Annotated in this window: 16 protein-coding genes; 10 read left to right on the top strand and 6 right to left on the bottom strand. The window is 71.3% G+C overall.

Annotation, left to right across the window (positions count from 1 at the left end; genetic code table 11):
- The 3 genes from JW613_RS13020 to JW613_RS13010 all read right to left on the bottom strand — a co-directional run.
- Positions 1–788 (bottom strand): enoyl-CoA hydratase/isomerase family protein (locus JW613_RS13020; protein ID WP_209210936.1); only part of this gene is annotated, 788 nt, incomplete at its 3' end.
- Positions 789–875: 87 nt separating this feature from the next.
- Positions 876–2,147 carry a L,D-transpeptidase gene (locus JW613_RS13015; protein WP_245225468.1) on the bottom strand — a complete coding sequence of 424 codons (1,272 nt, stop codon included), beginning with the start codon at positions 2,145–2,147 and terminating at the stop codon, positions 876–878.
- Between the two features lie 305 nt (positions 2,148–2,452).
- Positions 2,453–3,607 (bottom strand): L,D-transpeptidase, encoded by a 1,155-nt coding sequence (locus JW613_RS13010; RefSeq protein ID WP_245225466.1) that lies wholly within the window; start codon positions 3,605–3,607, stop codon positions 2,453–2,455.
- 492 nt (positions 3,608–4,099) lie between these two features.
- Here JW613_RS13010 and JW613_RS13005 point away from each other — a divergent pair, with 492 nt between their 5' ends.
- The 6 genes from JW613_RS13005 to glgB all read left to right on the top strand — a co-directional run bounded on the left by JW613_RS13005 (position 4,100) and on the right by glgB (position 15,583).
- Positions 4,100–5,389, top strand: a complete 1,290-nt coding sequence (locus tag JW613_RS13005) for an MFS transporter (RefSeq protein WP_209210934.1) — start codon at positions 4,100–4,102, stop codon at positions 5,387–5,389.
- A gap of 379 nt (positions 5,390–5,768) precedes the next feature.
- A complete protein-coding gene (locus JW613_RS13000) occupies positions 5,769–7,370 on the top strand; it encodes a M4 family metallopeptidase (RefSeq protein WP_307865874.1) in 1,602 nt (533 codons plus the stop codon).
- A gap of 625 nt (positions 7,371–7,995) precedes the next feature.
- Positions 7,996–10,041 (top strand): alpha-1,4-glucan--maltose-1-phosphate maltosyltransferase, encoded by a 2,046-nt coding sequence (locus tag JW613_RS12995; protein WP_209210932.1) that lies wholly within the window; start codon positions 7,996–7,998, stop codon positions 10,039–10,041.
- Positions 10,028–11,737 carry a maltose alpha-D-glucosyltransferase gene (treS, locus tag JW613_RS12990; RefSeq protein WP_209210931.1) on the top strand — a complete coding sequence of 570 codons (1,710 nt, stop codon included), beginning with the start codon at positions 10,028–10,030 and terminating at the stop codon, positions 11,735–11,737. The genes JW613_RS12995 and treS overlap by 14 nt, the downstream gene beginning before the upstream one ends.
- A gap of 124 nt (positions 11,738–11,861) precedes the next feature.
- The gene (locus JW613_RS12985; RefSeq protein ID WP_209210930.1) at positions 11,862–13,289 is read left to right on the top strand and encodes a maltokinase N-terminal cap-like domain-containing protein; all 1,428 of its coding nucleotides are present in this window, start codon (positions 11,862–11,864) and stop codon (positions 13,287–13,289) included.
- A 44-nt stretch (positions 13,290–13,333) separates the two neighbouring features.
- Positions 13,334–15,583 (top strand): 1,4-alpha-glucan branching enzyme, encoded by a 2,250-nt coding sequence (gene glgB / locus JW613_RS12980; RefSeq protein ID WP_307865873.1) that lies wholly within the window; start codon positions 13,334–13,336, stop codon positions 15,581–15,583.
- A gap of 43 nt (positions 15,584–15,626) precedes the next feature.
- Here glgB and JW613_RS12975 read toward each other — a convergent pair whose 3' ends face one another.
- Complete coding sequence (locus JW613_RS12975) at positions 15,627–16,991, bottom strand: cation:dicarboxylate symporter family transporter (RefSeq protein ID WP_209210967.1); 1,365 nt, start codon at positions 16,989–16,991, stop codon at positions 15,627–15,629.
- A gap of 231 nt (positions 16,992–17,222) precedes the next feature.
- On the opposite strand from JW613_RS12975, the gene JW613_RS12970 reads away from it, so the two are divergent.
- Together JW613_RS12970 and JW613_RS12965 are read left to right on the top strand one after the other, a co-directional pair.
- Positions 17,223–18,890, top strand: coding sequence for an ATP-binding protein (locus tag JW613_RS12970; protein WP_209210928.1), 1,668 nt, complete (start codon positions 17,223–17,225; stop codon positions 18,888–18,890).
- Positions 18,887–19,594, top strand: coding sequence for a response regulator (locus tag JW613_RS12965; protein WP_209210927.1), 708 nt, complete (start codon positions 18,887–18,889; stop codon positions 19,592–19,594). Before JW613_RS12970 ends, JW613_RS12965 begins: the two co-directional genes overlap by 4 nt.
- A 211-nt stretch (positions 19,595–19,805) precedes the next feature.
- Here the strand turns inward: JW613_RS12965 and JW613_RS12960 are convergent, their stop codons facing one another.
- Together JW613_RS12960 and JW613_RS12955 are read right to left on the bottom strand one after the other, a co-directional pair.
- On the bottom strand, positions 19,806–20,441 hold the full coding sequence (locus tag JW613_RS12960; RefSeq protein WP_209210926.1) for an LAETG motif-containing sortase-dependent surface protein: 636 nt from the start codon (positions 20,439–20,441) through the stop codon (positions 19,806–19,808).
- A 203-nt stretch (positions 20,442–20,644) separates the two neighbouring features.
- Positions 20,645–21,577: a LysR family transcriptional regulator gene (locus JW613_RS12955; protein ID WP_209210966.1), complete on the bottom strand. Its 933-nt coding sequence runs from the start codon at positions 21,575–21,577 to the stop codon at positions 20,645–20,647.
- A 161-nt stretch (positions 21,578–21,738) separates the two neighbouring features.
- On the opposite strand from JW613_RS12955, the gene JW613_RS12950 reads away from it, so the two are divergent.
- Positions 21,739–22,947, top strand: coding sequence for an MFS transporter (locus JW613_RS12950; RefSeq protein ID WP_209210925.1), 1,209 nt, complete (start codon positions 21,739–21,741; stop codon positions 22,945–22,947).
- A gap of 15 nt (positions 22,948–22,962) precedes the next feature.
- Positions 22,963–24,141, top strand: a complete 1,179-nt coding sequence (locus tag JW613_RS12945; protein WP_209210924.1) for a protein kinase domain-containing protein — start codon at positions 22,963–22,965, stop codon at positions 24,139–24,141.
- Positions 24,142–24,161: the final 20 nt, after the last annotated feature.

The following is a 24,161-nucleotide window of genomic DNA, read 5'->3' as shown; positions in this document are numbered from 1 at the left end:
CGGAACTTCGCCTTGCCCGGCCCCTCCTCGACGAAGCTGCGCATACCGATCTCCCGGTCCTCCGTCGCGAACAGCCCGGCGAACCAGTTGCGTTCGAGCGCCAGCCCGGTCTCGATGTCCGCCTCGAGACCGAAGTCGACCGTCTCCTTGGCCGCGCGCAGCGCCAGCGCCGGACCCCGCGCCAGCCGGGCCGCCCAGGCGTGTGCCTGCTCGTAGACCTCCGAGTCCGGCACCACATGGTCGACCAGACCGATCCGGGCGGCCTCGTCGGCCGCGACCGTGCGCCCGGTGAAGATGAGGTCCTTCGCCTTGGCCGGGCCCACCAGCCGGGACAGCCGCTGGGTGCCGCCGGCGCCGGGGATCAGTCCCAGCAGGATCTCCGGCTGGCCCAACTTGGCGCTCTCACCGGCGAACCGGACGTCGGCGCACAGCGCCAGTTCGCAGCCGCCGCCGAGCGCGTAGCCGGTGACGGCCGCCGCGACGGGCTTGGGGATACGGGCGACAGCGGTGAACGCCTCCTGAAGTCCCCGCGAGCGCAGGACCATCGCGGCGTGGTCCATCTCGCGCATCTCCTTGATGTCCGCCCCGGCCGCGAACACCTTCGCACCGCCGTAGAGCACCACGGCCCGCACGTCCTCGCGGCGCGCCGCCTCCTCGGCGAGCTCGCGCAACAGGTCCTGGGTGGCGATGTCGAGGGCGTTCATCTTCGGCCGGTCGAGCCGGATGGTGCCGACGCCGTCGGCGACCTCTAGGCGCGCGGTGGCGCCGCTGGGTTCGTTAACCGTCATACAGGGAGGTTAACGGCCGTTACGCGACGCGGCCCCGGTGCCGTTCCTCACAGCGCCGGGGCCCACGCGGCAGACAGCCCTCGGGGCCTACTGCGGCGCCGTCCACTTCTCCCAGGACATGTTCCAGCCGTTGAGGCCGTTGTCGGGCTTGATCGTCTCGTCCGCGGAGTTCTTGACCTCCACCACGTCACCGACCAGCGAGTTCTGGAAGAACCAGGCGCCGGGTGAGCCGTTGGCGCCGCCGCCGCGCATGTCGAACAGGCCTATGCACCCGTGGCTGCCGTTGACCTTGCCGAACTGGTATTTGGCCATCCAGTAGTTGCCGTGGATGAAGGTGCCCGAGGTGCTCAGGCGCATCGCGTGCGGCACGTCCTTGATGTCGTACTCGCCACCGAAGCCCACGGTCTCCCCGTTCATCCGGGTGACCTCGTGCTTCTCGCTGATGACCATCTTGCCGTTGTAGGTCGGGTTGGCCGGGCGGCCGGAGGTGATCGGGATGGTCTTGAGCTTCTTGCCGTCCCGGGTGACGGTCATCGTCTTCTTCTTCGCGTCCACGACGCTGACCTGCTGCCTGCCGACGGTGAACTTCACCGTCTTGCGCTGCGTTCCGTAGACGCCCTCGGAGCCTTCGACGCCGCTCAGGTTGAGGTCGACGGTGACCTTGGTGCCGGACTTCCAGTACTCCTCGGGGCGGAAGTCCAGCCGCTGGTTGCCGAACCAGTGGCCCGCCACCTCCACCTGGGGGTCGGCGGAGACGGATATCGCCTTCTCGACGGCCGCGCGGTTGGCGACCGGCCGGTTGAAGTTGATCGAGAACGGCATGCCGGCACCGACCTTGTCACCGTTCTCCGGCGTGAAGTAGCCGACGAAGGTGTTCTGCGGGACGAAGGTGGTGAATGCTGCGTGCTTGGCCGAGGCGCGGCCCTCGGAGTCCTTGGCCACGGCGTCCACCGTGTACTTCGTACCCGCCGCCAGGTGGGTGGCCGGCCGCCACTCGGTGCCGCCGTCGGCGAGCTTGCCCTTGACCTTCTTGCCCTTGCTGTCCTGGACCGTCACCTTGGTCAGCTTGCCCTTGGCGGCCGAGACCTTGAGCGCCCCGGAGGTCTTGACGTCCTCGGCGCCGTCCTTGGGCGCGACGGTCACCACCGCCTCGGACGGACCCTTCGCCGGCTTGTCGGCATCCTTGGTGTCCGCGCGGGCCCCGGAGCCGCCGCCACCGCCGCAGGTGGTCAGCGTGAGCAGCAGTACGACCAGCAGCACCACCAGCCCGACGGCCGATCCGCCTATGAGCTGGGCACGGCTGTCCCCCCGGATCGTCTCCCACTTGAGCTTGTCCCTGGCCACGGTCTTCAGATCCAAGACGGCCCACCCCTCGTCCTCACACGGCTTTCGCGCACCCGTGTGCGCCCCCGAAAAACACGGTGCCGCGCCGCCCGGCCGTGAACGGCACATGAACGGCGGCGCGCGTCCGCCTTGTTAGATAACCACACCACAGTGACACCGAGCGGCGCCTGAGGGTCACCGTTCGGTCGCGGTTTTGCGGAGGCCGGGGGGAGGAAGGCGCTTTGGACTCGGAGGTCGGGTATGTCGGTCGGCACAGCGGGCGGCGGCGGCCGGTGCCGTCCGGGCCGGGGCGGCGGGTCGCCTCCCGCCGCGGCAGCGGATCAGTTCAGCGCCGAGCCCGCCACCCATGCGTCCCAGGGCATGTTCCAGCCGCCGAGCCCGTTGTCCGGCGCCACGGCCCGGTCGTGCGAGCCGCGCACGGTCACCAGGTCGCCGACCAGCGACCGGCGGAAGAACCGGCCGGCGGGTGACTTCTCGTCACCGCCGCGCTCGTCCTCCAGCCCGATACAGCCGTGGCTGGTGTTCTTCTCGCCGAACGTGCGCCGAGGCGCCCAGTAGTTGCCGTGCAGGAAGGTGCCGCTGCGGGTCAGCCGCATCGCGTGAGGGACATCCTTGATGTCGTACTCGCCCCCGAACCCCACGGTGTCCCCGTTCATCCGGGTCTCCTCGAACTTCTCGCTGATGACCATGAGCCCGTTGTAGGTGGGGTTCTTCTTCGTGCCGGCCGTGATCTTGAACTTGTCGACGGTGCGCCCGCCGCGCTGAACGGTCAGGGTGCGGCGGCGCACGTCCACGACGCTGCGCTGGTCGCGGCCGATGGTGTACCGCACCTTCTTGTGCTGGGTGCCGTAGACGCCGGGAGCCCCGCGCACATCCCGCAGCCGCAGATCGAGGGTGACCTCGGTGCCCGGCTGCCAGAACGTACGCGGCCGGAAGTCGAGCCTGTTGCGGCCGAACCAGTGTGCGGCCACCGGGACCCGGGGTCGGGAGGTGACACTGATGGCGCGTTCCACGGCCGCCCGATCGGTGATGGGCCGGCTGAACTCGAGGGAGACGATCGTCGCGGTGCCCACGGTCTGCCCGTCCTCCGGCCGGAAGTAGCCCACGAAACGGTGCGGGGGGACCCGGGTGGAGAAGGTGGCGTGCCGGATCACCCGGTCCCCTTCCCCGTCGACGGCCACCACGTCCACCACGTAGGTGCTCGCCAGCTCCAGCACCGTCTTGTCGCCGTGTCCGAGTTCGCCGCGTCCGGAGACGTTGGCGCGGGAGGCCGGCAGCGGACGCCAGCTGCGCCGGTCGGGGGAGAACCGGCCGGCGATGGCGCGCCCCGCGTCCTTCCCCTTGCGCTGCATACGGACGCTGCGCAGCTTCCCCTCGGGTACCGAGACCTCGACCCGGGCGTCGGTGGGTACGTTGCGTGCCCCGTCCTGCGGCGTCACGCGGATGGCGTCGCCCGGTGGTTTCGAGTCGTCCATGACACCGCACCCGGCAGGCGCGGTACACAGCACAGCGAGCCCCACCGCGGCCACCACGGCGCGCAGCCTCCACCCCACGCCCCGCGTGCGGTGAGGGTCTGCCCCGACTTGTCGTGCCGTCGTGCCCCGTGCGCCCCGTCCCATATCGTCCCCGCTCCTGTGTGTACCTGCTGCCCGGCGCGTGCCGCTGCCCGGTCTCACCCGGACGAACGGACCAACGAAGCGCGTGCGGCAGGGACACCGCGATCACACGTGTGAGCGAGGTTTCCCCTCCGGGAAGGAACGGGAGGAGCAGGACGGGCGGTGCCGCCCCGTACGCCTGGGGCGGGCGGCGCCCGTACGCGGCGGTCGGCTTGGTCACGGCGCACGATGCTCCACCCTGCGCGATCCGGTCGCCTACGAGCACGAACGCAGCCAGACGACGGGGCGCGCACACCGGATCGGCGGAAAAGAGTTCGCCGCCGCACCCCTGCGGTCCCACACTGGTTGGACGTGACCCCTCCCGGCGCCCCAGCGGCCTCCCTCCGTTCGCGTAACTTCGTCCTCTTCTTCACCGGCCGGGCCGTCGCCAAGCTCGGTGACGCCATGCTGCCTCTCGCACTGTCGGCCGGGTTGATCCAGCACGGTCACGGGCCCGGCGCGATCGGGGCGGCCCTCGCCTCGCTGACGGTGTGTCTGGCGGGCTTCGTCATCTTCGGCGGCGTCTTCTGCGACCGGTTCAACACCCGGGCGCTGATGATCGGTTCCGATCTGGTGCGGGTGGTCACGCAGGCGGTGATGGCCGCGCTGTTCCTGAGCGGACATGTGGTGCTGTGGCAGGTGTGTGCGATCGGTGCCGTGAACGGTATCTGTGCGGGCCTGTTCCAGCCGGGTGTCGCCAGCACCGTCCCCCGGGTGGCGGCCGATGTGCAGGGCGCCAACGGGCTGATCCGTACCGCCGAGTCACTGGCGATGCTGCTGGGCCCGGCGCTGGCCGGTGCGCTGGTGGGTGCCTTCTCGCCGGGCGGGGTCTTCGCCGCGCACGCCGGTACGTATCTGCTGAGTGCGCTGTGCCTGGCGCTGCTGCGGCTGCCCCCGGCGGCCGGGTGCCGCCCGGCCGAACGCACCGGCTACCGCGCCGACCTGGTCGAGGGGTGGCGGGAGTTCCGGGCGCGCACCTGGATGTGGAGCGTCATCCTCATCTGGATGGTCTACATGGTGACCGTCTCCGGTCCGCTGGTGCCGCTGACCGCGTCCGAGATCATCCCGGCCGACGGGCCGGGTGTGTACGGCCTGGTCAACTCGGCGCTGGGTGGCGGTACCGCGCTGGGCGGGCTGCTGGCGCTGCGCTTCAGACCCGTGCTGCAGCTGCGCGCCGGTTCGATCGCGCTGCTCGGCTGCTGCTGCTATCCCGCCGCTGTCGGGTTGGGGCTGCCGCCCGCGGCCATGATGGCGGCGGCCGCCATGTGGGGGGTGGGCGGTGGCATCTGGAGCGTGATGTGGGCGACCAGTGTGCAGACCCAGGTGCCCGGTCAGATCCTGAACCGCATCCACGCCTACGAGGTGGCGGGCTCGCTGGCGATGATGCCGGTGGGCCAGGCTCTGGCGGGCCCGGCCGCCCAGCTGCTCGGCGGCCGTACGGTGCTGCTCGCGGGCGGCGTCATCATGGTCGGCATCAGTGCGGCGCTGCTGTCGGTGCCGGCGATCCGCGATCTGCGGGCGGTGACGACCCGGGCCGGGGCCGCCCCGAGCACCGAGCCGTCGACGGGCCGCGGCGACCACGCGCGCGACATCAGCGCCTGAAGCCGCCGTACCGGCACTCTGTCACCGGCGCACCGGTACCCGGCCTGTGACCGGCCGTCGTCCACCGGGCCGCTGACCGGCCGTCATACCGTCCCGGGCGCCGCCCCCCATCCCGGCGACGGAGGCGATTCTCCCAGTTGTCCGTTATGCGGGCACGGGTTTCGTATCAACGAACAGAATCCGGCCAACCTCCGATCGGGGAGGTGACGCCCCAGTGACATGCCCACGTCGAAAGTGGCAGGCTCACCACACGCGACGCGGGATTCGCACAGCAGCACGATCTTCAGTCGTACGTCCGCGTGGCGCACCGCACTTCAGTTCTGCCCGGACGGTTGATCGCCCATGCCGCCCGGTCCCCATGGCAGAAGGAGCCACCGACGTGAGACCTCTCACCTCCAAGCAGCGGATATCCGCCCTCGCCGCAACGGCGGCCCTGGTAGCGGCGGGTGTCACCGCGGGCACCGCAGGCGCGGCACCCAGCGGACAGAACTCCGCGAACGGCGCGCTGCCCGCGCAGCTGACCGCGGCCCAGCACACCAAGTTGGTCAAGGCGGCGGACACCGAGGCGGCCAAGAGCGCCGACGCCCGCGCGCTGGGACTCGGGGCCAAGGAGAAGCTCCACGTCAAGAGCGTCATCAAGAACAGGGACGGGTCCACGCACACCCGTTACGAGCGCACCTACGACGGGCTACCCGTGCTCGGCGGCGATCTCGTCGTCCACAAGAACCCCGACGGCAAGCGCACCGGCAGCACCAAGGCCACCAACGCGAAGATCGCGGTGAAGACCTCCGCCTCCACGGCGCACAAGCCCACCACCGCCAAGGCCAAGGGCAGCGAGGCGCCGCGGAAGGTCGTCTGGGCCGCCGAGGGCAAGCCCGTGCTGGCATGGGAGACCGTCATCGGCGGCTTCCAGAAGTCCGGTGCCCCCAACGAGCTGCATGTGATCACGGACGCGAAGACCGGGAAGAAGCTCTTCGAGTTCCAGGGCATCAAGGAAGGCACCGGCAACAGCCAGTACAGCGGCAAGGTCGAGATCGGCACCTCGGGCAAGACCGGCAAGTTCAAGATGGTCGACGAGGGCCGCGGCGGCAACAGCACCAGCGACCTCAAGGGCGGCCAGAGCGGCAAGGGCAAGGTCTTCACGGACAAGGACGACGTCTGGGGCGACGGCACTTCGGGCGACCGGGCCACCGCGGGTGTCGACGCCCACTACGGTGCGGGCCAGACCTGGGACTACTTCAAGAAGGTGCACGGCCGCGAGGGCATCGCGGGCGACGGCAAGGGCGCGCTCAGCCGGGTCCACTACGGCAACAACTACGTCAACGCCTTCTGGGACGACTCCTGCTTCTGCATGACCTATGGCGACGGAGAGGGCAACAAGAAGCCGCTCACCTCGCTGGACGTCGCGGCGCACGAGATGTCGCACGGCGTCACCTCGACCACTGCCGACCTGGTCTACGCCGGTGAGTCGGGCGGCCTCAACGAGGCCACCTCCGACATCTTCGCCGCCGCGGTCGAGTTCCACGCCAACAGCCCGAAGGACGTGCCGGACTACCTCGTCGGCGAGAAGATCGACATCAATGGCGACGGCACCCCGCTGCGCTACATGGACGAGCCCAGCAAGGACGGCAACTCGCTGGACTACTGGAGCCCCGAGGCCGGCGACGTGGACGTCCACTACTCCTCGGGCATCGCCAACCACTTCTTCTTCCTGCTGTCGGTCGGCAGCGGGGAGCGCGAGGTGAACGGTGTGAAGTACAACTCGCCCACCAAGGACGGCTCGAAGCTGGACGGCATCGGCATCGAGAAGGCCGAGCAGATCTGGTTCAAGGCGCTGACCGAGCAGATGACCTCGACGACGGACTACGCCGGCGCCCGGGAGGCGACCATCAAGTCCGCCACCGGTCTGTACGGCAAGGACAGCGCCGAGGTCAAGGCGGTCAAGGCCGCCTGGACCGCGGTGAACGTCACCGGCAGCTGACGGACGCCTCCGGCGCAGGGCCGGGCGCGGTCGCGACGGCGACCGGCCCTGCGCTCGCCCGGTCCGCGGCGGCGCACGGCGCCTACCGAGCCGCACCCTGGTGGCGCGCCACCGTGGCGGCACGGAGCGGACCGGACAGCGGCTCCGGCAGCGGGCCAGGTCCGGCTGACCGGCAGGACACGGCTCGAAGCCCGGAGTCGAGCCGCCCGACGAACGGCCCACGGGCCCCGTCCCCCTCCTCGGGGGCGGGGCCCGTTCGCGTGCGCGGCCCGAAGCGGCGGATGTTGCCGTGGGATGTCGCCGTGGCGCCCGGTGCTACGGGGGTGTTGCCGGAGCAATATGCCTGCTCAACTCCCGTACGCGCACCGGGAGTTGATCTCGGAAGCGCCCTTTGCGGTCACGGAAGTATCACGTACTGTCGGGAACGCGGGTACATGTCGAGCGTTACGCACTCGACGCCCGTATCCGGCACAGCCTCCACCCGAGTGAAGCGGGCAGGAGCCGTCATGCCCGCGCCCGGCCAGCGCTTCTTCGCAGTGACATCGCCTGACACAGTACGGAGACTTTCGCCCTCGCCGGCCTGAGGCCGGGAGACCCAGATGCCGCTATGCCCATAGGTGAGCTCATGATCGGTCGCATTCCCGTGCTCGATGTCCGCCCCCTTGTGGAGTGCGGAAACCGTCCCGCGAAAGCCGTGGTGGGCCAGCCGGTCCCGATCACGGCGACCGTCTTCCGCGAGGGCCACGAGGCAGTCGGTGCCAATGTGGTGCTGCGCGACCCGGCCGGGCGGGCGGGGCCGTGGACCCCGATGAGCGAGCTGGCGCCCGGCACCGACCGCTGGGGGGCCGAGGTCGTCCCCGAGGCGGAGGGCCGTTGGAGCTACCTGGTGGAGGCCTGGAGCGATCCGATCACCACCTGGCGGCAGCACGCGCAGATCAAGGTCCCGGCCGGCATCGACACCGAACTCGTCCTGGCGGAGGGCGCCGCGCTGCACGAGCGTGCCGCGCTAGGTGTGCCCGAGCCCGCGGACCGCTCCGTCGTCCTGGCCGCGGCCGACGCGCTGCGCGAGACCACCGGGCCCGTCGCGGCCCGCGTCGCCACCGCGTTCACTCCCGAGGTCGCAGCGGTACTCGCCCGCCACCCGCTGCGCGAACTGGTCTCTCCTTCCCGCCCCCTCCCGCTCCAGGTCGAGCGCCGCCGGGCGCTGTTCGGCTCCTGGTACGAGCTGTTCCCGCGCTCCGAGGGTGCCGTCGTCAAGGAGGGCGAGCCACCGGTCAGCGGCACGTTGCGCACGGCCGCCCGACGGCTGGACGCGGTGGCCGCGATGGGGTTCGACGTGGTCTATCTGCCGCCCGTCCACCCCATCGGCGACACCCACCGCAAGGGCCCCGACAACACCCTCTCCGCCTCGGAACACGATGTCGGCTCCCCCTGGGCGGTCGGCTCGGCGGCCGGCGGCCACGACGCGCTCCACCCGGATCTGGGCACCATGGCGGACTTCGACCACTTCGTCGCCCGCGCCCGGGAGTCGGGGATGGAGGTGGCGCTCGACTTCGCCCTGCAGTGCTCCCCGGACCACCCGTGGGTCAAGGAGCACCCCGAGTGGTTCCGCAAGCGCCCGGACGGCTCGATCGCCCACGCGGAGAACCCGCCGAAGAAGTACCAGGACATCTACCCGCTGTGCTTCGACGACGATCCGACGGCCGCCGACGGCATCCTGCGCGAGACGCTGCGGGTGCTGCGGCTGTGGATGGACCACGGAGTGCGGATCTTCCGCGTCGACAACCCGCACACCAAGCCGGTGGCGTTCTGGGAGCAGGTCATCGCCGACATCAACCGCACCGATCCCGATGTGCTCTTCCTCGCCGAGGCGTTCACCCGCCCGGCGATGCTGCACACCCTGGCGCGGATCGGCTTCCAGCAGTCGTACACCTACTTCACCTGGCGCAACACCAAACAGGAGCTGACCGAGTATCTGACGGAGCTGACCGGTGAGGCGGCGGCGTATCTGCGCCCCAACTTCTTCGTGAACACCCCGGACATCCTGCACGCGTATCTGCAGCACGGCGACCGTCCCGCGTTCGAGATCCGCGCGGTGCTGGCGGCGACGCTCTCGCCGACCTGGGGGATGTACGCGGGCTTCGAGCTGTGCGAGAACACGCCGGTGCGGCCCGGCAGCGAGGAGTACCTGTCCTCGGAGAAGTACCAGCTGCGCCCCCGCGACTGGGCGACCGCCGACCGCGAGGGCCGCTCGATCACCGGGCTGATCACCACGCTCAACCGGTTGCGCCGCCGCCACCCGGCGCTCCAGCAACTTCGTGACCTGCACTTCCACCACGCGGACAACGACAACGTCCTCGTCTACTCCAAGCACACCAACCGGCCCCGACCGGACGTCGTGCTCGTCGTGATCAACCTCGACCCGCACCACACCCACGAGGCGACGGTGTCGTTGGACATGTCGCGACTCGCATCCGGACTGAGCGCCGCTCAGTTGAGCGGTGACGAGTCCTTCCCGGTGCGCGACGAGCTCACCGGAGAGACCTATCACTGGGGCAGGAACAACTATGTGCGGCTCACGCCGGGAGGTGAGTCCCCCGCCGCGGCCCACATCCTCACCCTGCGACCGTCCTCACCGACCGGAGGGTCACCCACTCATGATCGTCAATGAGCCCGTCCCCGACACCTTCGAGGACACACCCGTCAAGGACCGCGACCCTGACTGGTTCAAGCGCGCCGTCTTCTATGAAGTGCTCGTCCGCTCCTTCCAGGACAGCGACGGGGACGGCATCGGCGACCTGAAAGGGCTCACGGCGAAGCTGGACTACCTCCAGTGGCTGGGCGTCGACTGCCTGTGGCTGCCCCCGTTCTTCAAGTCCCCGCTGAAGGACGGTGGCTACGACGTCTCCGACTACACCTCCGTGCTGCCGGAGTTCGGGGACATCGCCGACTTCGTGGAGTTCGTGGACGCCGCCCACCAGCGGGGCATGCGCGTCATCATCGACTTCGTCATGAACCACACCAGCGATCAGCACCCGTGGTTCCAGGAGTCCAGGCGCGACCCCCAAGGACCGTACGGGGACTACTACGTCTGGGCCGACGACGACAAGCAGTACCAGGACGCGCGCATCATCTTCGTCGACACCGAGGTGTCCAACTGGACGTTCGACCCGGTGCGCAAGCAGTACTACTGGCACCGCTTCTTCTCCCACCAGCCGGACCTCAACTACGAGAACCCGCTGGTCCAGGACGAGATGATCTCGGCGCTGCGGTTCTGGCTGGACCTGGGCATCGACGGCTTCCGGCTGGATGCCGTCCCCTATCTGTACGCCCAGGAGGGCACCAACTGCGAGAATCTGCCGCAGTCGCACGCCTTCCTCAAGCGCGTCCGCCGCATGGTCGACACCAACTACCCGGACACGGTGCTGCTGGCCGAGGCCAACCAGTGGCCGGAGGATGTCGTGGACTACTTCGGCGACTACGCCAAGGGCGGCGACGAGTGCCACATGGCGTTCCACTTCCCCGTGATGCCGCGCATCTTCATGGCGGTGCGCCGCGAGTCCCGCTACCCCGTCTCCGAGATCCTCGCCAAGACCCCGCCCATCCCCTCCGGCTGCCAGTGGGGCGTCTTCCTGCGCAACCACGACGAGCTGACCCTGGAGATGGTCACCGACGAGGAACGCGACTACATGTACGCGGAGTACGCCAAGGACCCGCGGATGCGCGCCAACATCGGCATCCGGCGGCGGCTGGCGCCCCTGCTGGACAACGACCGCAAGCAGATCGAACTGTTCACCGCACTGCTGCTGTCCCTGCCCGGCTCCCCGATCCTCTACTACGGCGACGAGATCGGCATGGGCGACAACATCTGGCTGGGCGACCGCGACGCCGTACGCACCCCGATGCAGTGGACGCCCGACCGCAACGCCGGGTTCTCCTCCTGCGACCCGGGGCGGCTGTTCCTGCCGACCATCATGGACCCGGTGCACGGCTACCAGGTCACCAACGTCGAGGCCGCCATGAGCTCGCCCAGCTCACTGCTGCACTGGACCCGGCGGGTGATCGAGGTCCGCAAGCAGAACCCCGCCTTCGGACTGGGCTCCTACGAGGAGCTGTCCTCCTCCAACCCGGCCGTCCTGGCCTTCCTGCGGGAGCTGAGACTTCCCGACGGCGGTGACGACCTGGTCATGTGCGTGCACAACTTCTCGCGGTTCCCGCAGCCTACCGAGCTGGACCTGCGGGCGTGGAAGGGCCGCATCCCGGTCGAGCTGATCGGCGGCGTCCGCTTCCCCGCCATCGGGGAGCTGCCCTATCTGCTCACCCTCGCGGGGCACGGCTTCTACTGGTTCCGCCTGCGCAGGTCCTGATCCCCGCCGTGCCGACAAGGGGTGCCCCCGGGTGCCGTGTGCAGGTCGCGGGTGCGTCGTGGTTGCTCGCACGGCTCCCCGCGCCCCTTCGAGGCGCTGTCCCCGACGAAACGGGAAGGACGCCATGTTGGACGGTTCGTCGTCCCTCATACGATCGCTGGGCCCGCAACTGAAGGAATGGCTCCCTCACCAGCGCTGGTTCGCCGGGAAGGGACGCCCCCTCACGGACGTCTCCCTCGTGGCGGCCACCGAAGTGCTGCCGTACGGCACCGGCGGCGGGGGCGCCCCGGGCCTCCTCCACCTCCTCGTCCGGGCCCGGCCCCACGAGAGCGGCGGCTGCTACCAACTGCTGCTCGGCGTTCGCGAGGCCCTCCCGCCCGAGCTGGCCCCCGCCCTCATCGGGCGCCCGTCGGCGGGGCCGTTACGCGGCACGGCGGTCTACGAGGCGTTACGGGACCCGCGGCTGACCGGCCTGCTGCTGGAGCGGCTGCGCACCCCGGGCACCCTGGGACCGCTGCGCTTCCGCCGGGAGCGGGACGCCACGCTCCCGGCGCGGAGCAGCCCGCGACTCCTGGACGCCGAGCAGTCCAACTCCTCGGTGGTGTACGGCAACGCGGCGATACTGAAGGTGTTCCGCAGGGTGGAGCCGGGTGTGAACCCGGAACTGGAGCTGACCCTGGCCCTCTCCCGGCACGGCTGCTCCCATGTGCCGCCGCCGCTGGCGTGGTTCGCGGCCGGTGTGGACGGGGGCGAACCCGGCGACGGCTCCAGGACGTTGGGCATCCTCCAGCCCTACCTCGCCGGCACCCGGGACGGCTGGCAGTTGGCGCTGCGGGCCCTGGCGAAGGGCACGGACTTCACACCGGCGGCCCGGGCGCTGGGCCGTACGACGGCGCGCGTCCACACCGGGCTGGCCGAGGCCCTGCCCACCTGCACACTGTCCCGCACCGATGTGGAGCGCACGGCGCAGAGCATGGCCGGGCGGCTGGAGGCGGCGAGTGCGGCGGTGCCCGCGCTGCGCCCGTACCGGACCGCGCTGCTGGACGTCTTCCGCGCGCTGACCGTACTCGGCAGTCGGCGGCGGGCACTGCCCGCCCAGCGCGTACACGGCGATCTGCATCTCGGTCAGGCGCTGGGCCCGGACGGCGACCGTGTCCCGGACGGCTGGACGCTCATCGACTTCGAGGGGGAACCCGCTCGCCCGCTGGCCGAGCGCCGTGCGCCCCAGCCCGTGGAGCGGGACATCGCCGGGATGCTGCGCTCGTTCGACTACGCGGCCTGCCAAGCCCCGGCGGCCGGGCCGCACAGCGCGTCCTCCCGCGAGTGGGCGGCGGCCAACCGGGCGGCCTACTGCGCGGGTTACGCGGAGGCGTGCGGGCGTGATCCGCGCGAGGACGCCGTGCTGCTGCGCGCGTACGAGACGGACAAGGCCGTCTATGAGGTGCTGTACGAGGCGCGCAACCGGCCCTCGTGGCTGGAGATCCCGCTGTCCGCGATCCGGCGACTGGCGGCTCCCCCGCACGCGTCGCCGTGCTCCCCGCCCTCAGCATGAACGTTTCTCCGCCGTCCGCCCGGCCCCACTGGAGGAGGAAGCACGTGCGTGACGACAAGCCGCTCTCCCCGCCCCGCGAGGTCGAGGCCCCCACCCCGCTGCCCGGCCAGGAGCGCGCCCGGCTACTGGCCGGTACCCACCACGACCCGCACGCGCTGCTCGGCGCGCACCCGGCCCCGGGCGGGGTCGCGGTCCGCACGCTGCGGCCGTACGCCAAGGCCGTCACCCTGGTCGCCGAGGGGCTACGGGCCGACCTCAGGCACGAGGGGGACGGGCTGTTCGGCGGGGTGCTGCCGTGGGAGCCGGGGGCCGCACCCGGATACGAGTTCGTCATCCGGTACGGCGCCGGTCCGGGCGAGGACGAGATCACCACCGCCGACCCGTACCGGTTCCTGCCCACGCTCGGCGAAGTGGACCTGCACCTGATCGGCGAGGGCCGGCACGAGGAGCTGTGGCGGGCGCTGGGGGCACACCCCATGACCGTCGAGGGTGTGCGCGGCACCCGGTTCACCGTGTGGGCACCCAACGCGCGGGGCGTGCGGGTCGCCGGGGACTTCAACCACTGGGACCCGACCGCCGCACCGATGCGGTCGCTGGGCTCCTCCGGCGTGTGGGAGCTGTTCCTGCCCGGCGTCGGCACGGGCGCGCTCTACAAGTTCGACCTCGCACGGCCCGACGGCTCGCACACGCTGCGGGCCGACCCGATGGCGCGGCGCACCGAGTGCCCGCCCGCCACGGCGTCGGTGGTGGAGGCATCCAGCTACACGTGGCAGGACGCGGAGTGGCTGGCCGCCCGGGCGCAGACCGCTCCGCACCGGGAGCCGCTGTCGGTCTACGAGGTGCACCTGCCCTCCTGGCGGCCGGGGCTGGACTACCGGGAGCTGGCCGAGCAGTTGCCCGCGTATGTGCGGGACCTGGGCTTCACCCATGTGGAGCTGATGCCGCCGGCCGAGCACCCGTTCGGCGGCTCGTGGGGCTACCAGGTCACGGGGTTCTACGCACCCACGGCCCGCATGGGCGCCCCGGACGATTTCCGGTACCTGGTCGACGCGCTGCACCAGGCCGGCATCGGGGTGCTGATGGACTGGGTACCGGCGCACTTCCCCAAGGACGAGTGGGCGCTGGCCGCGTTCGACGGGACGCCGCTGTACGAGCACCCCGACCCGGCGCGGGCCGAGCATCCGGACTGGGGGACGCTGGAGTTCGACCTGGGGCGGCGCGAGGTGCGCAACTTCCTGGTGGCCAACGCCGTGTACTGGTGCGAGGAGTTCCACATCGACGGACTGCGGGTGGACGCGGTCGCCTCGATGCTCTATCTGGACTACTCGCGCGGCGAGGGGCAGTGGACGCCGAACGTGTACGGCGGGCGGGAGAACCTGGAGGCGGTCGCCTTCCTCCAGGAGATGAACGCCACCGTCTACCGGCGCTGCCCCGGGGTGATCACGGCGGCCGAGGAGTCCACCGCGTGGCCGGGGGTGACCCGCGCGACCCACCACGTCGGCGAGGGCGGCTTCGGCGGGCTCGGCTTCGGCTTCAAGTGGAACATGGGCTGGATGCACGACTCGCTGGAGTACATGTCCAAGGAGCCGGTGCACCGCAGGTATCACCACGGGGAGATGACGTTCTCGTTGGTGTACGCCTGGTCGGAGAACTACATCCTGCCGATCTCGCACGACGAGGTGGTGCACGGCAAGCGGTCGCTGGTGGCCAAGATGCCGGGCGACTGGTGGCAGCAGCGTGCCAACCACCGCGCCTATCTGGCCTTCATGTGGGCCCACCCGGGCAAGCAGTTGCTGTTCATGGGACAGGAGTTCGCCCAGGGGGCCGAGTGGTCGGAGGAACACGGACCCGACTGGTGGCTGCTGGATCCCTCCTACGCCGCGGAGCCGGACCACCGCGGAGTGCGCGACCTGGTGCGCGCGCTGAACACCGAATATCTGGCGACGCCCGCGCTGTGGGAGCGGGACACCGAACCCGCGGGGTTCGCATGGGTCCTCGCGGACGCCGCCGAGGACAATGTGCTCGCCTTCTTGCGGTTCGCCGCCGACGGGAGCCCACTGCTGGCGGTCAGCAACTTCTCCCCCGTCGTCCGGGAGGGCTACCGCCTGGGGGTGCCGGAGCAGTGGGAGGGCTGGCGCGAGGTCCTCAACACGGACGCGGCCCGCTACGGCGGGAGCGGGGTCGCCAATGCGACCCCGCTCCCGGTCGAACCCGAACCGGCTCACGGCCGCCCCGCGTCCCTGCCCTTGGTGCTCCCCCCACTCGCGACCATATGGCTGCGCCCCGCTGTATGACGGGGCGCCCCTACCCGCGCTCGGAGCCTGCGGGGCCCGGGGGTCAGGCCTTGGTGGTGGCCTGCGAGGGGACCCGGTCGAGCGGCTCGCTCTTGGTGAGCGGTTCGGCCGGGGCCGGCTCGTGCTCCGCGGACAGGGTCTGCTCGTCGAACGGCAGCCGCCCGGCCAGCACCTCCCGTACCCGCTCCCGGTCGATCTCCTTGGTCCAGGTGCCGATCAGTACCGTCGCCACCGCGTTGCCCGCGAAGTTGGTCAGGGCGCGGGCCTCGCTCATGAAGCGGTCGATGCCCACGATCAGACCGACGCCGTCCACCAACTCGGGGCGGTGGGACTGCAGACCGCCCGCGAGGGTGGCGAGGCCGGCGCCGGTGACTCCGGCGGCGCCCTTGGAGGCGACGAACATGAAGAGCAGCAGCGAGATCTGCTCGCCGATGCCCAGCGGGTTGCCCATGGCCTCGGCGACGAAGATCGAGGCCATGGTCAGGTAGATCATCGTGCCGTCGAGGTTGAAGGAGTAACCGGTCGGAACGGTGATGCCGACGACGGGCCTGCTGATGCCCAGGTGCTCCATCTTCGCGATCAGTCGCGGCAGCGCCGACTCGGAGGAGGAGGTGGAGAGGATCAGCAGGAACTCACGCCCCAGGTACTTCAGCAGCGCGAAGATGTTGATGCCCGTGAAGACGCGCAGGATGAGCCCGAGCACCACAAAGACGAACAGGAAACAGGTGGTGTAGAAGCCGATCATGATGACGGCGAGGGACTTCAGCGCGTCCACGCCGGTCTCCCCGACCACGGCGGCCATCGCGCCGAACGCGCCGACCGGGGCCACCCACATGATCATCGCGAGCACCCGGAAGACCAGCTTCTGGATGTGCCCGATACCGCGCAGCACCGGCGCCCCGGCCTCGCCCATGGCCTGCAGCGCGAAGCCGACCAGCAGCGCGACCAGCAGGGTCTGGAGGACCTGCTCCTGGGTGAAGGCGGAGACCATGGTGGTGGGGATGATGCCGATCAGGAACTCGACCGTCCCCTGGCTCTCCCCGGCCTGCGAGGAGCCCGCGTCCCGCGCGGCCTCGGTCAGATGCAGCCCATGGCCGGGTTCCAGGATGTTGCCGACGAACAGCCCGATCCCCAGCGCGACCAGCGACATCGTCAGGAAGTAGCCGAGCGCCAGCCCGCCCACGGCGCCCACCTTGGCGGCCTTGCGCACCGAGCCGATGCCCAGCACGATCGTGCAGAAGATGATCGGCGAGATCATCATCTTGATGAGGTTGACGAACCCTTCGCCGAGCGGCTTGAGCTCGGTGGCCACGCCCGGTGCCGTCAGCCCCAGGATGACGCCCAGCACCACCGCGGCGATCACCGCGATGTAGAGGTAATGGGTACGGTCCCGCTTCGGCTGCTTCATCGCCGGGCCTCCCGGTGCAGCACCCGCTGCGGCCTGCTGCGGTGTCTTCTTCGACACGTCGGCGGCTCCTCGTCCGTGGGTCGCTTCACGATGTCCTCGCGGGAACGCCCTGGTGGACGCTCGATTGCGAATCCGGATCGTGTTGAGTCCCGGCGACTATGCAACACGGTGCGACGTGCGTCACCCTTACGTGCATTACGTGCACGAAACAAGCCACGGCAGACTGAGAGAATGCGCGTTCCCCGCCTCCGCCCGCCTGTGCGGTCCCGCCCGCGCAGCCTGGCGGGCCAGCTTTTCGCCATGCAGGTGGTGCTGGTCGCGGTGGTGGTGGCCGGTTGCGCCGTGTTCGCTTACGTTTCCGGAAAGTCACAGGCCAGGGAGGCAGCGACGCATCGGGCCCGGGCCACGACCGAGGCGGTGGCTGATTCTCCCTCCGTCCGGGAGGCCATCCGCTCCGCCGACCCCAGCGCGCTGCTGCAGCCGTACGCGGAAGAGGTACGCCGCGACACCGGCGTCACCTTTGTGACGATCATGGACACCGACGGCAGGCGGTGGACGCACCCAGACCCCCACCGGATCGGCAAGAAGTTCGTCGGGCATATCGGGCCCGCGCTGCGCGGCCGCACCTTCGACGAGACCTACACCGGCACCCTGGGGCCCTCGGTACGGGTGGTGACCCCGATCCGGGAGGCCGGGCACGACGGGCGCCGGGGCCGGATCATCGGCCTGGTCAGCGCCGGAATCGCCGTCGACACCATCAGCAGGCGGGTCAGCGAACAGCTCACCGCGATACTGGCCGTCGCCGGCGGAGCCCTCGCGCTGGGCGCCGTGGGCACCTATGTGATCAACGCCCGGCTCCGCCGCCATACGCACGGCATGAACGCGGCCGAGCTGAGCCGGCTGTACGACTACCACCAAGCGACGCTGCACGCGGTACGGGAGGGACTGCTGCTGCTCGACGGACAGGGCAGGGTCGCGCTCGTCAACGACGGGGCACGCCTTCTGCTGGGCCGGGACGAGCAGGAGGAGCTGGTCGGCCGGCGCGTCGCGGACCTCGGTCTGCCGACCGAGCTGACCGAGGCGCTGCTGGCCGACGAGGAACGAGTCGACGAGGTCCATCTGACCGGCGAGCGGATCGTCGTCGTCAACACCGCCCCGGTGGACGGCGGAGAGCGGCGCGGCGCGGTGGTGACGCTGCGCGACCACACCGAACTGCGCGCCCTGGCGGGCGAACTGGACTCGGTGCGCGGCTTCGCCGAGGCCCTGCGCTCCCAGGCCCACGAAGCGGCCAACCGGCTGCACACCGTCGTCTCCCTCATCGAACTGGGCCGGGTGGAGGAAGCCGTGCGCTTCGCGACCGAGGAACTGGAGCTCGCACAGGCACTGACCGACCGGGTGGTCAACGCCGTCCGGGAGCCGGTGCTCGCCGCGCTGCTGCTGGGCAAGGCCGCCCAGGCCAAGGAACGCGGCGTCGAACTGACCCTCAGTCCGGACTCGGGCGTCGAGGACGTCGCCGGGCTGCCGGGCCGCGATCTGGTGACGGTGCTGGGCAATCTGATCGACAACGCGCTGGAGGCCGTGTCGGGAGGTCCCTCCCCGCAGGTCACCGTCACCGTCCGGCGCACCTTGGCCCCGGGCGCGCTGCTGCTCCGCGTCGCCGACAACGGCCCCGGCCTCCCCCCGCACGCCGAGGGCCACCTCTTCGAGCGGAACTGGTCCACGAAGCCGGGTCCGGGCGGCGGCATCGGCCTGGCCCTCGTCCGGCAGACGGCCCGCCACCACGGCGGCGAGGCCGAGGCGCGCAACCTTCCCGGCGCGGGCGCCGAGTTCGAGGTGCGGCTGCCGCTCCCCCGGGAGGCACTCCCTCATGAGGCACTCTCCCAGGAGGCGCCGCGATGACACTCCGCGTCCTCGTCGTCGAGGACGACCCCGTGGCTGCCGACGCGCACGCCCTCTATGTCAGCCGCGTGCCGGGCTTCGAGGTGGCGGCGACGGCCCACTCCCGCGCGGAGGCGCTCCGCGCCCTGGAGGAGGCCACGGCCCGGGGGGCGGGCGGCGTCGATCTGATCCTGCTCGACCTGTACCTGCCCGACGGCAACGGCCTGGACCTGCTGCGCTCGCTGCGAGCGGCAGGCCACTCGGAGGACGTGTTCGCGGTGACCTCGGCGCGCGATCTGACACTGATCCGCGAGGGGGTCTCGCTCGGCGTCGTCCAGCATGTGCTCAAGCCGTTCACCTTCCGTACCCTCAGCGACCGGCTGCTGCGGTACGCGGACTTCCGGGCCACGGCGGAGGCGCGAGGCGAGGCGGTGAGCCAGGACGAGGTGGACCGGACCCTGTCGGTGCTGCGTGCCGCGCCGACCGCCTCGACCCTGCCCAAGGGGCTGAGCGCCCCGACGCTCGCCGGGGTGACGGAACGGCTGCGGGAGGCGGCCGGGGCCGGACTGACGGCGAGCGAGGCGGCGTCGGCGCTGGGCGTCAACCGGATCACCGCGCGCCGCTATCTCGAACACCTCGTCACCACGGGGCGCGCGGAACGGCGGCAGCGCTACGGCCAGGTGGGACGCCCCGAGCACCACTATCTGTGGCGAGGCGGGCAGTAGCCCGACGCGACGGTCGCGCTGCCGCGCCTGCCGCGCCCTTCCGCCGTCGCAGGTGCGTGCCGACGCGGCGGGACGGGCCGGGCGGGCGGACGGGGATGCCCGGCGGCCGGGTGGGGCGGGCCGCCGGGCGGTGGTACGGGCTGTCGTCAGTCACCCGACCCAACGGTTCAGGGCTGCACGGGGGACAGCCCCGTCGCGGTCGGCGCCGCGGTCAGTTCTGCGACGAACGGCGCTTGCGCGCGAAGGCCACCAGGGCCCCGCCTGCGACGACCACGGCGGCCGCGATGCCGGCGATCATCGGGGTGTTGCTGGAGGAACCGGTCTCGGCCAGGTCGTCACCGCCGCCCTGCGGCTTCTCGGCCGGGGCGCTGGTGCTGCTCTCGGGCGCGCTCGGCTCCGGCTTCTCACTCGCACTCTGCGAGGGGCTGGCGCTGGGCGAGGGCGAGGTGGACTCCGACTCGCTGGGCTCCGGGGCGGGGGTGGGCTTCTCCGTCTCGCAGACCGGGGACTGCTTCGTCTCCGGGCCCCAGGAGAACTGGTCACCGTCCGAGGCGACGACCTGGGCCGTCACGTCCAGCGGCTTGCTGTGCTCGGGCAGGTCCACCTTCTTGTGGAAGCTGCGGCCGAAGGTGTCGTCGATCAGGACCTTGTCACCCGCCTTGACGGTGACCTTGTTGCCCTTCTCGGCGTACTGCTTGAGATCGATCGAGACCGAGTCACAGGTCACCGACCATTGGGGGGTGTGTGCCTGGGCGGGGGCGGCCGCTATCGCGGTGCCGACGAACGCCGCGGCACCGGTCGCCGCGATGGCGACCGACCGCTGCCATCTGAGGCGCAGTGCTGTCATCGTCTTCCTTCCGGTAGGACCACGCCGCACGAGAGGCACGTACGGCGGGTGACAGCACGGTACTCGCATCCACCACGCAGGACACACGGACCCCGCAATATCCAACTGTTCCCGGCCAAGGGCCGGTTCGCCGCGCCTCCACCGAACCTCCATGGCCGCAGGTCGAGAGGGCGGCGTCGGGGCCTGCTCCAAGGAGATTGCGATTAGGTGAAGTTGGGGACTGGCACCGCGGCCGGCTCCGCGCCGGGCGCCGCCGCCCAGGGCCGGGCCGAGTCGGTCACCGCCCGGGCGAAGGCCCGCAGCAGCGCGGTGTCCGCACCTCGGACCGTCACCGTCGCCAGCTCCGACAACGGCAGCCCCTCCAGGGGGACATAGGCGATGTCCGCGCGGGCGTGCGCCTCGGCGGTGGGGCGGCACAGCAGCATGCTCCCGCGCCCGGCCGCGGCGTTGGCCAGCCCCTCCTGCAGCGTGGCGACAGCCGGTCCGCGCCGGGTGGCACGGCCCTGCGGGGTGCGCGGCGGCGCCTGGTGGTCGCGCCAGTAGTCGGGGGCGGGCGGCGCGGCAGCGACGAGGGGACTGTCGGCCAGGTCCTCGGCGTCCAACGTGCCGCGGGCGGCCAGCGGATGGTGCGCCGGGACGGCCAGCATCCAGGACTGTTCACCGAAGCAGGGGCCCACCACCAGATCCGGCTCCTCGACGGGCAGCAGGACGACGGCCACGTCCACCTCGCCGCGCCGCAACGGGCCGAAGGGATCCGCCATGGTGATCTCCACGATGTCCGTGACCACCTGGGGATGCCGGGCGTGGAAGAGGCCGAGAGCCGCCGTCAGCCGGTGGTTGGCGCTGCCCAGAAACCCCAGCCGCAGCCGCCCGGCCACGCACCGCGCCGCCGCCCGCGCCTCGTCCACGGCGTCCCCCAGCATCCCGTAGGCAGGGCGCAGCTGTGCGAGGAAGCTGGAGCCCAGTGCGGTCAGCTCCACCCGACGGCTGGTGCGTTCCACCAGCCGCGCCCCGATCCGGCCCTCCAAAGAACGCAGCAGTTGGCTGACCCTGCTCTGGGACACGTACAGCCGCTCACCGGTACGTCCGAAATGCAGCTCCTCGGCGAGGACGAGGAAGCACTCCAGCTCCCTCATCTCCAGCGAACGGATCTGCGTGGCCCTGTCCAACTCAGCCTCCCACTGTCACACTGCGCGGCTGCGCGTCGACTCCGTCCGCCGCACCGATGAGTCCCGCTCATGGAAGGATGAGAAGTCCGCCGTTGTTCCCGACCGGGTGGCGGCCGAAGGCTGAGGGCATGGCAGAAACCCTCACCTCCACCCCCTCCACGGGACCGCACCGCACCCCGTTGCGTGTCTGGCTCTCCGTCGCCTCGCTCACCTCGGCCACGTTCGCGGTCACCGCGGCCGAGATGCTGCCCGTCGGGCTGCTCACCCCGCTCAGCGACAGCCTGCACGTCTCCGAGGGCTCCGCGGGGCTGACCGTCACCCTCACCGGCGTCGTCGCCGCCCTCGCCGCACCCCTCGTCCCCCTGGCCGCCGGCAGACTCGACCGGCGCACCTCACTGACCGGACTGGCCCTGCTGCTGGCCGCCGCCAACGCACTGTCCGCCGTGGCGCCCTCCCTCACCGTGCTGCTGATCGCCCGCGTCCTGGTGGGCATCGCACTGGGCGGCGTGTGGGCACTGGCGGCCGGCCTCCCGGTACGGCTGGTGCCGCAGCACTCGCGGAGCACCGCGCTGGCGGCCGTCTTCGGCGGCATCGGCATCGCGAGCGTACTGGCCGTCCCCGCGGGCACCATGCTGGGCGAAGTGGTCGGCTGGCGGGCCGCTTTCGGCGCCGCGGCAGCTCTCGCGGTGGCCGTCGCACTGGCCCTCGCACTGCTGCTGCCCGCCCTGCCCGCCGAGCGCCCGGTGAGGCCGGGCACCCTGCTGCGGCTGCTGCGCAACGCGCGGCTGCGCACCGGTTTCGTCTTCCTCGCGCTGCTGGTGACCGGGCACTTCGCCGCCTACACCTACGTTCGGCCGGTGCTGGAGCAGATCTCCGGCGTCGCTCCCGCGCTGATCGGGGCGCTGCTGCTGGGCTACGGCGCGGCGGGCATCGTCGGCAACTTCGCCGCGGGCGCCCGCGCGGCACACCGGCCCCGGGCCACGCTGCTGACGCTGGGCGCGGGCATCGCGGTGACGACGGTGCTGCTGGCGGCGGCCGGTTCGGCCACCGGGTTCGCCGTCGCGGTACTGCTGCTGTGGGGCCTGGCCTACGGCGGACTCTCGGTCAGCGCCCAGGCGTGGGTCCTCGCCGCGGCGCCGCTGCAACGCGAGCCGGCGGGTGCCCTGTTCGCCTCCGTCTTCAACGCCGCCATCGCGCTGGGCGCCTTCACCGGCGGGCGGGTGGTGGACGCCGCACCGCTGCGCACGGTGCTGCTGGTGGGCGCCGGGCTCGCCGCCTGCGCGCTGGCCGTGCTCGCCTTCGCGCGGGGCCCGGCCGCCGACCGGGCGGACGGGTGAACCTAGCATGAGCGCATGCGAGGGCGTCGGCTGCAGGACCGGTACGAACTGCTGGAACTCCTCGGCACCGGCGGGATGGGCGAGGTGTGGCGGGCCGGCGACCTTCGGCTGGGGCGGGAGGTCGCCGTCAAGGTCTTCATGCCGCAGCGCGGCGTCACCGACGGCACCGACCGCGACGAACTGCTGGCCCGTTTCCACCGCGAGGCCCGCTCGGCCGCGGCCCTGGACTGCCCGCACATCGTGACCGTGCACGACCACGGCACCGACAGCGGCACGCCCTTCCTCGTGATGGCGCTGGTGCACGGCACGTCACTGCACGAGGTGCTGCGCGACACCGGCCGCGTCCCGCTCACCGACGCGCTGCGCTGGACCGCCGATGTGTGCCGCGCGCTGGAGTCGGCCCATACGGCGGGCGTCGTGCACCGCGACATCAAACCGGCCAACATCATGGTCGAGGGCGCCGAGGGGGACAGCCGGGCGAAGGTCGTCGACTTCGGCATCGCCAAGTTCGTCGAGGCCCGCTCCACCGACCCCCGGCTGACGACGACGGGCCGGATGCCGTTCGGCAGCGTGCTGTACATGGCGCCCGAGCAGTTCCGGCAGGAGGGCGTCGACGGACGCACCGACCTGTACGCGCTCGGCTGCGTCCTGTACGAACTCCTCGTCGGCCGCCCGCCGTACACCGGCTCGGCGGCCGGCGTCATGTTCAACCACCTGCACGACGTGCCCCTGCGCCCCAGCCGCGCCCGCCCGGAACTCCCCGCCTGCCTCGACCGCCTGGTCCTCGACCTGATGGCCCGCGACCCCACCGACCGCCCGACGGACGCGGCGCGGGCGCTGGAGCGGATACGGGATGTCGCGCGGGCGGTCCGCGAGAACGAGAGTGCCCGTGTCGCACCGGGCCGGGGCGCGGCACCGGCACGGGAAGGGGAGCCCGGTCCGCACGTCGAGGACCGCCGCCCCGCCTCGTCCGGCCTGCGCACTCCCTACCACCCTCCTCAGGTGCCCGCCCCGCGCCGCGGAGTCCCCACGCCCACGACTCCTTCCACGGCGAGACGTGTCTGGTGCGACCCGGAATGGACGCCGACCGCCGCGCAGATCAGCCGGCTGATCCCCGACCGGGGCCGACGGGGCACCGTCTTGCTGCCACTCGCCGGCGTTCTGATCGTCGTTGTCATCCTCCTCACCCGGTGAGGCCACTGGGCCGAGTACGG

Source organism: Streptomyces smyrnaeus, from assembly GCF_017676345.1.
GTDB classification, from domain to species: Bacteria; Actinomycetota; Actinomycetes; order Streptomycetales; family Streptomycetaceae; genus Streptomyces; species Streptomyces smyrnaeus.
This window is presented reverse-complemented; position numbering and strand designations above follow the sequence as displayed.

What these genes read in the sequence shown, in the direction of transcription:
- JW613_RS13010 (WP_245225466.1), bottom strand. Translation starts at nt 3,607, where the DNA reads ATGGACGACTCGAAACCACCGGGCGACGCCATCCGCGTGACGCCGCAG.
- JW613_RS12995 (WP_209210932.1), top strand. Translation starts at nt 7,996, where the DNA reads ATGATCGGTCGCATTCCCGTGCTCGATGTCCGCCCCCTTGTGGAGTGC.
- treS (WP_209210931.1), top strand. Translation starts at nt 10,028, where the DNA reads ATGATCGTCAATGAGCCCGTCCCCGACACCTTCGAGGACACACCCGTC.
- JW613_RS12985 (WP_209210930.1), top strand. Translation starts at nt 11,862, where the DNA reads ATGTTGGACGGTTCGTCGTCCCTCATACGATCGCTGGGCCCGCAACTG.
- JW613_RS12975 (WP_209210967.1), bottom strand. Translation starts at nt 16,991, where the DNA reads ATGAAGCAGCCGAAGCGGGACCGTACCCATTACCTCTACATCGCGGTG.
- JW613_RS12970 (WP_209210928.1), top strand. Translation starts at nt 17,223, where the DNA reads ATGCGCGTTCCCCGCCTCCGCCCGCCTGTGCGGTCCCGCCCGCGCAGC.
- JW613_RS12965 (WP_209210927.1), top strand. Translation starts at nt 18,887, where the DNA reads ATGACACTCCGCGTCCTCGTCGTCGAGGACGACCCCGTGGCTGCCGAC.
- JW613_RS12960 (WP_209210926.1), bottom strand. Translation starts at nt 20,441, where the DNA reads ATGACAGCACTGCGCCTCAGATGGCAGCGGTCGGTCGCCATCGCGGCG.
- JW613_RS12955 (WP_209210966.1), bottom strand. Translation starts at nt 21,577, where the DNA reads ATGAGGGAGCTGGAGTGCTTCCTCGTCCTCGCCGAGGAGCTGCATTTC.
- JW613_RS12950 (WP_209210925.1), top strand. Translation starts at nt 21,739, where the DNA reads ATGGCAGAAACCCTCACCTCCACCCCCTCCACGGGACCGCACCGCACC.
- JW613_RS12945 (WP_209210924.1), top strand. Translation starts at nt 22,963, where the DNA reads ATGCGAGGGCGTCGGCTGCAGGACCGGTACGAACTGCTGGAACTCCTC.